Source organism: Lujinxingia vulgaris, from assembly GCF_007997015.1.
GTDB lineage: Bacteria > Myxococcota_A > Bradymonadia > Bradymonadales > Bradymonadaceae > Lujinxingia > Lujinxingia vulgaris.
This window is the reverse complement of the sequence record NZ_VOSM01000001.1, coordinates 709,977-722,963: the sequence shown is the minus strand read 5'-3', so window position 1 is coordinate 722,963 and position 12,987 is coordinate 709,977. Positions and strand designations below refer to the sequence as shown.

General features: G+C 65.2%; 13 protein-coding genes and 1 tRNA gene. 8 read left to right on the top strand and 6 right to left on the bottom strand.

Features of this window, described 5'->3' with window-relative positions:
* Positions 1-131: 131 nt before the first annotated feature.
* The gene (locus tag FRC98_RS02925) at positions 132-851 is read left to right on the top strand and encodes a response regulator transcription factor (RefSeq protein ID WP_230467209.1); all 720 of its coding nucleotides are present in this window, start codon (positions 132-134) and stop codon (positions 849-851) included.
* Between the two features lie 57 nt (positions 852-908).
* Here the strand turns inward: FRC98_RS02925 and FRC98_RS02920 are convergent, their stop codons facing one another.
* Positions 909-1,886 carry an asparaginase gene (locus tag FRC98_RS02920; RefSeq protein WP_146979792.1) on the bottom strand — a complete coding sequence of 326 codons (978 nt, stop codon included), beginning with the start codon at positions 1,884-1,886 and terminating at the stop codon, positions 909-911.
* A gap of 90 nt (positions 1,887-1,976) precedes the next feature.
* Positions 1,977-2,891, bottom strand: coding sequence for a phosphotransferase family protein (locus tag FRC98_RS02915; protein WP_146979791.1), 915 nt, complete (start codon positions 2,889-2,891; stop codon positions 1,977-1,979).
* Between the two features lie 288 nt (positions 2,892-3,179).
* On the opposite strand from FRC98_RS02915, the gene FRC98_RS02910 reads away from it, so the two are divergent.
* The 3 genes from FRC98_RS02910 to FRC98_RS02900 all read left to right on the top strand — a co-directional run bounded on the left by FRC98_RS02910 (position 3,180) and on the right by FRC98_RS02900 (position 5,644).
* Positions 3,180-3,878 (top strand): pirin family protein, encoded by a 699-nt coding sequence (locus FRC98_RS02910; protein ID WP_146979790.1) that lies wholly within the window; start codon positions 3,180-3,182, stop codon positions 3,876-3,878.
* Positions 3,879-3,973: 95 nt separating this feature from the next.
* Entirely contained in the window at positions 3,974-5,104 is a 1,131-nt protein-coding gene (locus FRC98_RS02905; RefSeq protein WP_230467208.1) for a THUMP domain-containing class I SAM-dependent RNA methyltransferase, read from the top strand.
* Between the two features lie 138 nt (positions 5,105-5,242).
* The gene (locus FRC98_RS02900; protein WP_146979788.1) at positions 5,243-5,644 is read left to right on the top strand and encodes a hypothetical protein; all 402 of its coding nucleotides are present in this window, start codon (positions 5,243-5,245) and stop codon (positions 5,642-5,644) included.
* Here FRC98_RS02900 and FRC98_RS02895 read toward each other — a convergent pair.
* Both FRC98_RS02895 and FRC98_RS02890 read right to left on the bottom strand, forming a co-directional pair.
* Positions 5,594-6,454, bottom strand: coding sequence for a UbiA prenyltransferase family protein (locus FRC98_RS02895; protein WP_146979787.1), 861 nt, complete (start codon positions 6,452-6,454; stop codon positions 5,594-5,596). The two genes, FRC98_RS02900 and FRC98_RS02895, sit on opposite strands and share 51 nt — an antisense overlap.
* A 150-nt stretch (positions 6,455-6,604) precedes the next feature.
* A tRNA-Pro gene (locus FRC98_RS02890) sits at positions 6,605-6,678 on the bottom strand.
* Between the two features lie 267 nt (positions 6,679-6,945).
* Here FRC98_RS02890 and FRC98_RS02885 point away from each other — a divergent pair.
* Positions 6,946-7,734: a ParA family protein gene (locus FRC98_RS02885; RefSeq protein ID WP_146979786.1), complete on the top strand. Its 789-nt coding sequence runs from the start codon at positions 6,946-6,948 to the stop codon at positions 7,732-7,734.
* Positions 7,735-7,745: 11 nt separating this feature from the next.
* Positions 7,746-8,642 carry a ParB/RepB/Spo0J family partition protein gene (locus tag FRC98_RS02880; RefSeq protein ID WP_146979785.1) on the top strand — a complete coding sequence of 299 codons (897 nt, stop codon included), beginning with the start codon at positions 7,746-7,748 and terminating at the stop codon, positions 8,640-8,642.
* A gap of 92 nt (positions 8,643-8,734) precedes the next feature.
* Here the strand turns inward: FRC98_RS02880 and FRC98_RS02875 are convergent, their stop codons facing one another.
* Both FRC98_RS02875 and FRC98_RS02870 read right to left on the bottom strand, forming a co-directional pair.
* Positions 8,735-9,139 (bottom strand): hypothetical protein, encoded by a 405-nt coding sequence (locus FRC98_RS02875; protein WP_146979784.1) that lies wholly within the window; start codon positions 9,137-9,139, stop codon positions 8,735-8,737.
* Positions 9,140-9,175: 36 nt separating this feature from the next.
* Entirely contained in the window at positions 9,176-10,843 is a 1,668-nt protein-coding gene (locus FRC98_RS02870; protein WP_230467207.1) for an acyl-CoA carboxylase subunit beta, read from the bottom strand.
* 195 nt (positions 10,844-11,038) lie between these two features.
* On the opposite strand from FRC98_RS02870, the gene FRC98_RS02865 reads away from it, so the two are divergent.
* Together FRC98_RS02865 and FRC98_RS02860 are read left to right on the top strand one after the other, a co-directional pair.
* Positions 11,039-11,470, top strand: a complete 432-nt coding sequence (locus tag FRC98_RS02865; RefSeq protein ID WP_146979783.1) for a DoxX family protein — start codon at positions 11,039-11,041, stop codon at positions 11,468-11,470.
* Positions 11,471-11,577: 107 nt separating this feature from the next.
* A complete protein-coding gene (locus tag FRC98_RS02860) occupies positions 11,578-12,969 on the top strand; it encodes a dicarboxylate/amino acid:cation symporter (protein ID WP_146979782.1) in 1,392 nt (463 codons plus the stop codon).
* The last annotated feature ends 18 nt before the right edge of the window (positions 12,970-12,987 follow it).

Below are 12,987 nucleotides of genomic sequence, written 5' to 3'. Positions count from 1 at the left end.
GCCGGAGGGGTTTGTCGCCGCGCAGAACGATGCAATGCTTCCGGATACTGCAGCCGCCCCCTCCGGCGAGCACTCATTGAGCTTAACTCGCCACGAATTAGATTTTGCGTCTTCCTGAGGAGACTGTTGGCATGATGGAAAGTGAAGCGACTGTCTTGATCGTCGAGGACGACCCCGGCCTGGCAAGCGCGCTCAGCGAGCTGTTGGAAGTCGAGGGTTATAAAACGCAGGTTGAGCATAGTGGGGAGCGCGCCATTGAGCGCATCCGCAGCGAGAACCCCGACGCGGTGCTCCTGGATCTGGGCCTGCCCGACTCCGACGGCTTTGAGGTGTGCAAGGCGGTGCGTCCCGCATACATGGGCGCCATCATCATGCTCACCGGCTCCCACGGCGATAACGACCACATTCGCGGGCTGGAGGTTGGCGCCGACGACTACGTCACCAAGCCGGTCTCACCGCCCCTGCTCCTGGCCCGCCTCAAAGCGCTCTTGCGCCGCCTTGAGCAGATCAGCGAAGTCACCGATCTTTCGGTGGCCGGTGGTGACTCCAAGAAACTCAACATGGGTCCGCTCTTCATCGATCGACGCGCCCGCCAGGCCACCATCGATGAGACCCTGGTCGAGCTGACCACCTTTGAGTTCGACCTGCTCTGGATGCTCGCCAGGCGCTCCGGCACCACCGTGCGCCGCGATGAGCTCTACCGTCACCTGCTCGATCGCGAGTACGACGGCCTCGACCGCACCATCGACGTGCACATCAGCCGCCTGCGCAAAAAGCTCGTCGAGTTTGGCGGCGAAGCCGACTGGATCAAGACGGTCCACGGCAAGGGCTACCAGTTCTTCGTGGCCTGAGCTCGCCACCTACGCTTCATCCATCGCCGGGGGGACGGGAAAGACGCGCCGCGTCTCTCAGCCCCGCTCCCCGGCGATGTCGCGCAGCAGATAGTCGCGCCGCGACGCCGACGTCTCAAAGTTCGCCAGCGCGTGCATCATCTTCGTGACGGCAGCCTCCACATGAAGTCCACCGCCACCGATCGCTCCAGCATCGGCCAGCCGGCGGCTGTTCTCATAGAGCCCCAGATCCACCTTCCCGGCGGCCTGCGTGATCACCAGCACCTCCACGCCCGCCTCCACCGCCCGCGCGACCATCGCCGTCATATCAGGCTTGCTCGCCGGCACCGTCCCCATCCCGTACGCCGCCAGCACAAGCCCCCCCAGCGCCCCTCCCTTAAGGAGCGGCTCGATGAGCTGCGGGCTTAAGCCCGGCGTCATATGCAACATCATCACGCGGGCGTCGAAGCCCGGTCGAAACGCATAGTCTCCGACCGGCTGACGCAGCCCCGCGCTCAGCTCAATGTCGACCCCTAACTTCGCAATCGGCGCGGTCCCCGGGCTATCAAAGGCACGGTAGTCGTTGGCGTGACTCTTGGTCGCGCGCGTCCCCCGCACCAGGATCCCGTCAAAACAGATCCCGACCTCCGGAATCGCCCGGGTCGCAAGCTCCACGGCATCAGCCAGGTTGCGACGCGCATCGGTGCGAAGAGCCCCCAGCGGCCGCTGCGCCCCGGTGAGGATCACCGGCTTTCCGAGGTCCACCAGCGCAAAACTCAGCGCCGCCGCCGTGTACGCCATCGTGTCGGTGCCGTGCACGATCACAAAGCCATCAAAATCCTCGCGGCTCGCATCGATCTCGCGTGCCAGCGCCTCCCAATGCGGCGGGCCCATATCGCTGGAATCGAGGTTAAAGACGATACGCGTCTCGATCGTCGCCAGCTGCTCAAGCTCCGGCACCGCCTCGGTCAGGCGCGTAGCGTAGGCGTCGGGGTAGAGCGGCGAGCCACTCATCCCCAGCGTCCCTCCGGTGTGCAAAATCAATACGCGTGGCATCACTCACCTCTCTTCTGCAGTGGCGGTGCAACCTCAGGCGCACCTCTTTGCGTCTTCGCGCGCCGACTATGCGCCAGCCCTCCCGCGCTATCAAGCCACGAGCTCATCCATCGCCGCCAACGCCCAGCCCACCGCGTCGTCGCGCCGCCCCCCGGCCTTGAGCGTCCCCACCAGCGTCTGAAGACGGTAAAGCGCCACAACCTCCCGGGCATCCTCAACGCCTCCGTGTAACCACAGCGCGTCGAGATGCTCCAGCACCTCGGCTGTCTCCGCGCGCCAGCGACTCAACGCTCGGGACGCCGACCAGCGCCCGAGCTCGATCAGCGGATGCCCCGCACGCCCCATCTCCCAGTCGACCAGCCACCACCCCCACGCCCCACCCACACGCCGTCCAAGCATATGCGCATCTTTAAGATCCCCGTGCATCAGGTAGGCCCGCGCCCCCACCCCGGCGAGCGACGCCTCCGCCTCTGCTATCCACGCGCGCACCTTTTTCAGCCGCTCCTCCCCCAGCCGCCCCACCACAACCTCCTGGCCGAGCGCCCACCCCATAAACCCCTCATACTCCTCGCGATGCGTCGCCCAGCGCTTCGTCAGCGCCAGCCCCTCCCCCAACAACCCCGGGCAAGGATAGCTGCGTGCACTGGCGACCCGCACGATCGCCTCGGCCACATCGAGCGCCTGCGGCCGCGCATCGTCACTGCCCTGCACAAACGCGACCAGCGACCAGGCACGGGCCTGCCCCGTCCCATCACGCTCCTCCCCGACGCCCAGCAGCTCCGGCGCGCCCACCTCGGCCGCCAACTCACCACACACCCCGCACTCGGTCGCCCACGCACGCTTCCCACCGGCGTACTCCCGATACACCGCGCGACGCCCGTCCCCCAGCCTCACCTCCACGCCGGGGTTGGTCCCGCCGGGCAACCTCCCGATCACCTCAACCGGCTCCCAGCGCCGCAGGCGTCGTTGCAGCGCCTCGCGATCCAGCGGTTGATGCTCAACCAACTCCCAGGGTCGCTCATCCGGAACCAACCCCGCACGTGCCTCGCCATCACGAGCTGCCCGTTTTTGACTCCTTTTCTTCTGCACCAGGCCTCACTCCCTTACGCACCAGCCCTCTCACGACCGCTTAAATAGCCGTCCTCCGGGCGGTCACCCTGTCGAGCAACGCACCGCCCACCCCGTCGCTTCACAGTCGCGAAGCGTCCCTTTCCACGGCGACTCTGCTGCTTAAGTTCTCGCCGACCTAAATCGCCAGGCCGCCCCGGCGGCCGCATCTTCTCAGGAGTACTCATGCTTGAACACCTCCCCGCAACGCAACGCGGCACCACCCGCATCGACTGGCTCAACTCCCGCCACTCATTCTCCTTTGGCGGCTACCACAACCCCGAACGCATGGGCTTTCGCAACCTGCGCGTCATCAACGACGACATCGTCTCCCCCGGCGCAGGCTTCGGCGCCCACCCCCACCGCGACATGGAGATCATCTCCTACGTCGTCGATGGCCAACTCGCCCACCGCGACTCCATGGGCAACGGCTCCACCATCGGCCCCGGTGAAGTTCAGCGCATGAGCGCCGGCACCGGCGTGCGCCACAGCGAGTTCAACGCCTCTGATACCCAACCGGTACGCTTTCTCCAGATCTGGATTCCCCCCTCCGAGCCCGGCCTCTCGCCATCCTATGAGCAACGCAAGTTCGATCTGAACGCCGCCCCCAACTCCTTCCACCTCATCGTCTCTCCCGACGCCGAGGGCGACGCCCTGAAGATCCACCAGGACGCCCGCATCTTCGCCGCCCACTTCGACGAGGGAGCATCCGCCGACATCGAACTTCCCGAAGGCCGCTACGGCTGGGTTCAGGTCGTGCGCGGCACACTCAAGGTCAACGGCCAAGCGCTCAGCGAAGGCGATGGCCTGGCCGCATTCCAGGAGCCCACCTTGAGCTTTAAAGCCACCGAAGAATCCGAAGTGCTCTTCTTTGACCTGGCCTGAACATGCTCCACGCGCCGGAGGCCTCTTGCACCCGGACGGCGGCGCGGGCATCGTCGCCCGCGCCACTGCCCTTCTCTCTGCCCCCGGTTCTCCTCATGGCCCAGACCTACTTCGCCACCACCCAGCCCGGCCTCGAAAACGCCCTGCTCGCTGAGCTACGCCAGCTCAAGATCAAAAAGCCGCAGGTGCTCACCGGCGGCGTCGAGTTTCAGGCCACCTACGCCACCCTCTACGAAGCCAACCTCACCCTGCGCAGCGCCACGCGCGTCTGGCTTCGCCTCGACGAGTTCCGCGCCCGAGACACCTCCGAGCTTTACCGGAAGTGCCGGCGCTTCGACTGGGAACGCCTCCTCGGCCCCGACCTCACCCTCACCATACAGGCCCATAGCCAGCAGAGCCGCATGGTGCACACCGGCACCATCAGCGAGGTCACAGCCCAGGCAATCCGCGAACATTTCACCGACGATCTTAAGCGCCCCGCCCCCGACTTCGGCGACCAAGAGGCCGCCCAGCGCATCATGGTCCGCATCGAAGGCGATCGCTGCCAGCTCAGCCTCGACGCCAGCGGACCGCGCCTCCAACAACGCGGCTGGCGCACCGAATCCGGCCCCGCGCCGCTACGTGAAAATATCGCCGCCGGTCTTCTCCTCCTCTGCGACTGGACGCCCGACCAACCGCTCCTCGACCCGATGTGCGGCAGCGCCACCATCCTCATTGAGGCCGCCCTCCTCGCCACGAAGACCGCGCCAAATCTCGCGCGAAACTTCGCCTTCGAGCGCTGGCAAAACTTCGAGCCCCCGAAACTTCGCGGCCTTCGGGCGAACTTAAAGTCGACACAGAAGCCCGACGCAGCCCCCTCCCTTCTGGGCTTCGATCGCGACCCTCACGTCCTGGAAGCGGCCGCCGCCAACGCCCGCCGCGCCGGCGTCAACGCCCACCTTCACCTTACGCCCGCCCCCCTCTCCGAGCTTCAGGCCCCTGACACCCCACCGGGGCTCATCCTCACCAACCCGCCCTACGGCGAACGCCTGGCCAGCGGCGACGCCCTGCCCACATTGCTGGAGCGCTGGCAAAACGAGCTCCCCCGCTGGTCGGTCGCCTTTATCTGGCCCCGCGAGCGCGCCGCCGAAGTTCAAAAGCTCGCCACAGACCGCCTGCAACGCGTCGCCACGATCTTCAACGGCGGAATCTCCGTCGATCTCTGGCGTGGCGCTCCCCTGCGCTGAATTTTTTTCACTTTTTTCCCCCTATCACGCAAAACTCACCGCACGCGCTCGATAATAGATCCTACTCGCCCACCAAGGGCACCGACACGGGGGACGTTTCACCCGAAACCACATGAAACACCATGACGAGGGGACGTGATGGGACTGAACTTTCGCTGGAATCTTTTCGGGTTCAAAAGTCGACGCATCATCAAAATCCGCCGCGAGCTCGACGCGCTGCTCACGCGCCGACAGGAGCGCGACGCGCTCGAAGACGCACCCGACGCCGAGCCCGTGCTCGTGGCCTTCCCACCCGGCGGTCGCCCCCAGATCTACCATTTTGAGCGCGGCCACCGGCAGGCACTCGCCGCCCGGCGCAGCGCGCAGCAGGCCAACCTCTCCGAGGTCTCGCCACCCGACTACGCCTCGCCAGCGCTCGAAGATCTCGGGCCGGCCAGCGCCCTCGCCAGCCACCTCCGGGTGCACATCGCCACCGCCCCGGAACCCGCCTCAGCCGAAGACCAGCAGGAGGAGCGCCTGACCGAGAATCATCCCGTCTAGCGCACCACCATAATAGAGCTCACCGGGGGGGCGGCGCGCCGCGAAGCGGCGCTTGCCGTAGATAAGCAAGCCAAGCGAAGCGAGGCTGGCGAGCACCACCGCCACACTTCCCACGCCCATGCCGGAGACCACGCGTACAAGCGCAGATCCCATAACCGCGACTGCCGCAAGCTGCGCCAGCCCGAAACTCCGCGCCTCACCAAGCCGCCCGGCCAGCGTACGCACCCCGCCCGCGCGATCACTGCGCATATCCCGCACATCAAAGGGCAGCGTCAGCGCGTACATAAAAAGGGCGCGCTCAAGCACAAGCCATACCCACAGGCCCGGCGCCATCGCCTCACCCAACTCCAGCGCCGGCAACCCGCAGGTTACCACCGCCCACACAAGCGCCGTCGCCGGTGTTTTCAAGCCCGGCAGATCTTTGAGCCGTGCCCCCTTCCAGAAGATCAGCGGCAGGCTGTACCCCACCGACACCACACCCAGCGGCACCAGCGCCAATATCGTCGGCAGGCGCAACATCAACGCCGACACAGCGCTGCCCGCAATGCCAATCCCGATCAACGCCGTCACCACCCCGCGATGTCCGCTCAACCAGCGGTGCCGCACGCTCCCCACAAGCCGATCTTCGCCCCGACCGCCCACCCACCGGTCCAGGCTGTAGACCGCGAGCGTCGCCCAGAACACCATCGCCCCCAGCGCCCCGACCTCCACCGGATCACCACCCGCAAGCCTCGCGCTCGCCAGCGTCAACGCGCCCGCCCCGGCCGCAATCCAGATGTTCGAAAAGATCAGTGCGCTGACAACGCGCATCGCAGACTCCTGCCTCAAACCACCGCCGCTTTGCTTAGCAACCCGCAACGCGCAATAAAAGTGCGACGAACATTCTGCCCGCGCCACCCCGCCCCCGATGTTTCAGGCATAAAAAAACCCGCAAAGCATTCGCTTCGCGGGTCTCTTAAGTCGGGGCGACAGGATTTGAACCTGCGACCCCTTGCACCCCATGCAAGTGCGCTACCAGGCTGCGCCACGCCCCGACATCCGACTCTTCTCAAGGCCCCTTGCGGCAGCCCCTCGTTGAGTGGAGCGCTTAAATACCCAGCCCCCCCGATGGCGTCAACACCCTTTTTGAAAAACTTTCACTTTTCATCCAAAACCCTCCCTTCCCAACCCTTGAACTTTCCCGATCGGCGATCCATCATGCGCTGCCCTCGTCGGCCCCGCGCCGACACGTGCCAGGGAGGCCGGGGTAGACGTCAACGTCGGGGCTTTGAGGGCCCGCGCAGCAGCACTGAGGTGCGATCGTGAAAAAAATCGTCGCAATTGCGAACCAGAAAGGAGGCGTGGGAAAGACCACGACCTCAGTCAACCTGGCCGCCTGCCTGGCCGGTGAGTCCTGCCGGGTGCTCCTGATCGACCTCGATCCCCAGGGCAACGCCACCAGCGGTGTCGGCGTCGATCGCGATGAGTGCGACACCTCCATCTACGATGCGCTCGTGGGCCTGCGCACCGTCGAGACGCTGATCCGCCCCACCCACACCGAAAACCTCGATCTGATCCCCAGCACCACCGATCTTGCAGGGGCCCAGATCGAGCTGGTCAGCGCCGACGACCGCGAATTCCGACTTCGCCAGGCCCTGGAGAAGGTGCCCGACGACTACGACTTCGTGATCCTCGACTGCCCGCCCTCCTTAGGCCTGCTCACCATCAACGCGCTGGCCGCCGCCAACACCGTGCTCGTCCCCATTCAGACCGAGTACTACGCCCTTGAGGGCCTGGGCCACCTGCTGCGCACCATCGAGTTGATTCACGAACACCTCAACCCGGCGCTCACCATCGAAGGCATCCTTCTGACCATGTACGACTCGCGCACAAACCTAAGCGAGCAGGTCGCCACCGAGGTCTCCACTCACTTCGGCGAGTTGGTCTTTCAGACGGTCATCCCTCGAAACGTGCGTCTGGGTGAGGCGCCGTCTTTTGGGATGCCGATCAGCGAATACGACCGCAGCTCCCGCGGCGCGATCTCCTACCGCGACTTCGCCCGCGAATTCTTAAAGCGTAACGGGCACGGCGGCGTCAGCGCCTCCGCCTGATAAGGACATCTATGGCACCGACCGACGATCAGAAGCCGACGCGCAAAGCGCTCGGAAAGGGCCTGGGCGCGCTCATCCCCAAACAGGCCGAGAGCGCGGAGAAGCGCGAGTTTATTCGACTTCCCATCGCCCGCATCGACACCGCGCGCCCCCAACCCCGCACCCACTTCGACGGCGATCGCATCGACGAGCTCGCCGAAAGCATCAAAGAGAGCGGGCTTATCCAGCCCCTTGTCGTACGCGAGCGACAGGGCCGCTACGAGCTCATCGCCGGAGAGCGGCGCCTGCGCGCCTGCAAACGCGCCGGCTTGAGCGAAGTCCCCGTCGTCATCAAAGACGTCACCGACTTTGAGGCCTACACCCTGGCGCTCATCGAAAACATCCAGCGCGAAGACCTCAACCCGGTCGAAGAAGCCCTGGCCTACCAGAAGCTCCTCGACGACTCGGGGCTTAGCCAGGCCGACCTGGCCAACCGCGTCGGCAAGTCCCGCAGCGCGCTGGCCAACTCCGTGCGTCTGCTCACCTTAAGCGAGTTTGTGCTCGACCTCGTCGCCAGTGGCGAGCTCAGCGCCGGCCACGCCCGCGCCATCATCACCCTCGAGGAGGAGCCCGCCGAGCGCCTGGCCGCCCAGGTCGTCGCCGAGGGCTGGTCGGTGCGCGAGACCGAAGAGTACGTGCGCAACCTCAAAGAGCCCCCGGGCAAAAAAGCTGAGCCCAAACGCAACCGCTACCGCGACGATGCGCTCGTGCGCGACCTCACCGAGCGCCTCCAGCACAGCCTGGGCACCCGCGTCAAAGTCAAAGACCGCCAGGGCAAGGGCAAGATCGAGATCTTCTACGACGACGTCGAGATCCTCCAGTCCGTCCTCGACCGCATCATCGTCGACGATAAAGAATCGCAGGGCTAAGCATCCCTGAGCCAACAAAAAGAGCCCGGCGCCAACGCGCCGGGCTCTTCTCTTTTCTTGCTCCTGCCACCCGAGCATCACTCCGCCACCACTCAACCGCAGCAGCCCTTTCGCCCGCAGCGCGCCGCGACCTCCGGCTTAAAGAACGCCTCCAGAAACTCCGGCGAAAAATACTGCGCGGCGATCTCCGGCTCCACCTCCATGGCCTGGCGCACCCAGTACTGCACGATGTCCGCATCGGAGCGCGCCGCCGCCTCGGTGATGAGCCGCGTCGCCGTCTCGCGCTGATACGCCTTCCACAACTCCCCGATGGCGTGATCCCACAGGGTGGGCTGCTCCGCTGGCGAGGCCGACTCCACCGCCGCCAGCACCCCGGCCAGCTCCCCCGTGCGCATCGCGTGCGCCAGGGGCTTTTGCAAACGCCCCGCCCCGAACTGCCAGAGCACCACGACCACCGCCGCGATCGCCGCCACTATCATCCACCAGGTCAGTGCCATCGTCTTACCTTTGTTCGTAGTCGTCGTGTCTTCTGCTCAGACCGGCCGCACACCGCTCTTTCGATAGGGGCGCTCCACGCGCTTCTCCCGCGCAAGCTCCAGCCCTGCCAGTAGATAGTCGCGAGTCTCCCGCGGATCAATCACCTCATCGATAAGCCCGCGCCCGGCCACTTTGTAAATGTCGATGTAGGGGCGAATCGCCTCGACCATCTGCGCCTTCACCTCCTCGGCGTCCGGCGCGCTATCGAGCATCTTGCGGGCAAAGATCGACACCATGCCCTCCGGGCCCATCACGCTGATCTCAGCCGTGGGCCAGGCCACAATCAGATCCGGCTCATACGCCCGCCCGCACATCACATAATAACCCGCACCGTAGGCCTTACGCACAATCACGGTCAGCTTGGGCACCGTCGCGCTGGCCACCTCAAAGAGCATCTTCGCGCCGTGGCGAATGATCCCCGCCTTCTCCACCTTGCTGCCAATGATGAAGCCCGGCACATCCTGGAAGAAGATCAGGGGGATGTTGAAGCTGTTGCACAGGTTGATAAATCGCGCGGCCTTATCGGCCGCGTCATTCTCCAGAATCCCCCCCAGATATTTGGGGTTATTCGCCACCACCCCCACCGGCTGCCCGCCCATACGCGCAAAGGCGGTGACGATGTTGCGCGCAAATTTGGGCTTCATCTCAAACATCGAGCCCTCATCGACCACCGCCCCCACGAGCTTGCGCATATCGTACGCCCGCCGACTCGACTCCGGCAGCACGTCGAGAAGCCCCTCACACAGCTCACCGCCGGGCTCGCGCGCCTCATCCGGCGCCACCTCGGCAACCGGTGGACGACCCTCGCAATGCTGCGGCATGTAGCTCAAATAGTCTTTGATGGCGTCGAGGCAGTCTTCATCGCTCTTGTAGATCTGGTCGGCCACCCCCGACGCCTCATTATGCACCCGCGCCCCGCCCAGCGCCTGCTCGTCGATATCCTCACCCACCGCCGCCTTCACCAGCGGCGGACCGCCCAGCGCCATAAAGCTCGTGCCATCGACCATGGGCACAAAGTCCGCAAGCCCCGGGATATACGCCGTGCCCGCAGCCCCCGGCCCCAGCATCGCGGCCACCTGGGGCACCACCCCGCTCATGATCACCTGCTCCCGAAAAAGATAACCGGTGTTGGCAAAGAGCGTGATCTGATCACCGTCAATCCCCGAGCCCCCGTGCACCCTCGCCCCGGCTGAGTCGATCAGCCAGATCATCGGCACGCGATTCTTCAGCGCGAACTCCCGCGCCCGCGTCACCTTCAACTCCCCCACATCGCCGATCGAACCGCCCAGCACCGTAAAATCATAAGCCGCACACACCGCCATCCGACCGCGGATCTTACCAAACCCGCACACCACCCCGTCCGCCGGCGTGCGCACCTTCTCCTTGGGCACAGGCTGGCTGTTGGAGTGAAAAAACGCGTGCTGCCCGAACTCCCTAAAACTCTCCTCATCAAAGAGGTAGGCGATGCGCTGGCGCACATCGAGCTTGCCGCGATCATGCTGGCGCGCCACGCGCTCCTCGCCGCCCATCTGCACCACATCGGCACGGCGCTCTCGCAACTTCTCGACCAGCTCTCGCATGCGTTTGTTTTCCGCCATCGCTCGCTCCTGATACTGGTCCGCCCCCTTCGGCGTCACCAGCTGCCCGTCATTGAATGTCGCCATGATCGCGTTTCGCCCGCAGGATAAAGCTCCGGGCCGATCACACGCAACCGCGCCATCCCCGCCTTTCCGGCCTGCCCCGGGAATCCCCACCTCCCCACCGACGTTTGGGGGCACATCGAAGCATATCCGCTTCGCCCCCCTTTGGTTGCCTTCCCCTCTTGCACATTGCTGCTCACCTTGCCGTAGAGTCCCCCCATGGAACACCTCATCCCCGCTCGCCAGCGCCCCCTCCTCAACGATCTCGGCCTTTTGATTCTCCGACTGTGGATCGGCGGCGCGATGCTCTTTGCCCACGGCATGCCCAAACTTTTAAGTTTTAGCGAGCGTGCGGAGACGTTTGCCGACCCCCTGGGCCTCTCCAGCCCGGTGAGCCTGACAATGGCCGTGGGCGCCGAGGTCGGCGCCTCCATCCTCCTGATGCTCGGCCTTGGCACCCGTTTCGTCAGCGTGCCGCTACTCTTCACGATGCTCATGGCCGCGTTCGTGATCCACGGCGACGATCCCTGGCAGAAAAAAGAGTTCGCCCTGATGTACGCCTTCCCCTACATCACCTTCATACTCACCGGCCCCGGGCGCTTCTCCCTCGACCACCTCATCGCGCGCAAAAAAGGCGACTTCGCCACCTGATCATCGCCTCAGATAAGACGCGGCCCTTGTGCCCGCGCCCCGCTCGCGCTCTACTTCCACGCACACAACCTGTGTGCTGTCGAAGTCTCAAGACGTGAGCGTACCCGATGCGAAAGATCAAACTTCACTGGTGGATCCTCCTGGGCATGATCGCCGGCGTCGTCTGGGGGATGGCCCTGCACGGCGCCTACTACGACGATCTCCTGGAGCAGGCGCGCCAGCAGGTGCTCGGCCAGGGCTACCGCCCCGAAAGCCTGATCGGGGCCACCCGCGAGATCAACACCGCCCTGCAGAGCCTGATGAACCAGACCCCGGCCGGCGCCGCCGCCCACGGGCTGGCCGAGCTCTTCCTGGCGCTCCTGCGCATGATCGTCATTCCCCTGGTCTTCGCCTCCCTGGTCTGCGGCGTCACCGGCATGCGCGACTTCAGCCGCCTTCGCCGCATCGGCGCCCGCGCCGCCGGCTGGTACGTCACCACAAGCCTGCTCGCCATCCTCTTAGGCCTCATCCTCGTCAACCTCTTCAAGCCCGGCGTCGGTCTTGAGATGCCCATGGCCATTGGCGAGGTCGATATCCCCGCGCCCAGCGGACCCTGGGAGATGCTCCTCTCCGTCGTGCCCACCAACGTGGTAGCTGCGGCGGCCAGCTTCGATCTCCTGGGGCTGATCTTCTTCGCCATCCTCTTTGGCATCTTCACCCTCCAGGTCGAAGAGCCCTTCCTGGAGACCATCGACGGCTTCTTTCAGGCCCTCTTCGCCGTGATGATGAAGATGACCCTCTTCGTCATCGCGCTGGCCCCGGTGGGCATCGCCGCCCTCATCGCCCGCCTGCTCGCCATCACCGGCCCCGAAGCGCTCACAAGCGTTGTGGGTTATGCAGGCACCGTCGCCGCCGCCCTCCTCTTACACGGCCTCCTCACCCTGCCCCTCCTCTTCTGGGCGCTGACCCGCCGCAACCCCTACCGGGTGCTCGGCGCCATGGGCGCCACCCTGCTCACCGCCTTCTCCACCGCCTCCTCCGCCGGCACCCTGGGCATGACGCTCGAGCAGCTCGAAGACAACGTCGGCGTCAAAAACGAGGTCGGCGGCTTTGTGCTTCCCCTCGGCGCCACCATCAACATGGACGGCACCGCCCTCTACGAATGCGTCGCCGTGCTCTTCATCGCCCAGGTCTACGCCAGCGCCAACCCCGACTTCGTACTCACCTTCGGCACCCAGCTCACCATCGTGGTGCTGGCGCTTATGGTCAGCATCGGCGCCGCCGGCATCCCACACGCGGGCCTGGTGATGATGGTCATCATTTTTGAGGCCGTGGGCCTGCCCCTGGAGCTCATCGCGCTTCTCTGGGCCATCGACCGCCCCCTCGACATGATGCGCACGATGATCAACGTCTGGAGCGACTCCATCGGCGCCACCGCCATCGCCCACTTCGAAGACGCCATCGACGAGAGCAAACTCTTCGCCCCGGCCGACGAAGACGCCTCCTACTCCACCACCTGATTCCCACCTCCACCGCAA

Bases quoted from the DNA above. Each gene is read 5' to 3' on its own strand.
- FRC98_RS02865 (WP_146979783.1), top strand. From the start codon at position 11,039: ATGGAACACCTCATCCCCGCTCGCCAGCGCCCCCTCCTCAACGATCTC.
- FRC98_RS02860 (WP_146979782.1), top strand. From the start codon at position 11,578: ATGCGAAAGATCAAACTTCACTGGTGGATCCTCCTGGGCATGATCGCC.
- FRC98_RS02905 (WP_230467208.1), top strand. From the start codon at position 3,974: ATGGCCCAGACCTACTTCGCCACCACCCAGCCCGGCCTCGAAAACGCC.
- FRC98_RS02875 (WP_146979784.1), bottom strand. From the start codon at position 9,139: ATGGCACTGACCTGGTGGATGATAGTGGCGGCGATCGCGGCGGTGGTC.
- FRC98_RS02910 (WP_146979790.1), top strand. From the start codon at position 3,180: ATGCTTGAACACCTCCCCGCAACGCAACGCGGCACCACCCGCATCGAC.
- FRC98_RS02920 (WP_146979792.1), bottom strand. From the start codon at position 1,886: ATGCCACGCGTATTGATTTTGCACACCGGAGGGACGCTGGGGATGAGT.
- FRC98_RS02895 (WP_146979787.1), bottom strand. From the start codon at position 6,454: ATGCGCGTTGTCAGCGCACTGATCTTTTCGAACATCTGGATTGCGGCC.
- FRC98_RS02900 (WP_146979788.1), top strand. From the start codon at position 5,243: ATGGGACTGAACTTTCGCTGGAATCTTTTCGGGTTCAAAAGTCGACGC.
- FRC98_RS02880 (WP_146979785.1), top strand. From the start codon at position 7,746: ATGGCACCGACCGACGATCAGAAGCCGACGCGCAAAGCGCTCGGAAAG.
- FRC98_RS02870 (WP_230467207.1), bottom strand. From the start codon at position 10,843: ATGGCGACATTCAATGACGGGCAGCTGGTGACGCCGAAGGGGGCGGAC.
- FRC98_RS02925 (WP_230467209.1), top strand. From the start codon at position 132: ATGATGGAAAGTGAAGCGACTGTCTTGATCGTCGAGGACGACCCCGGC.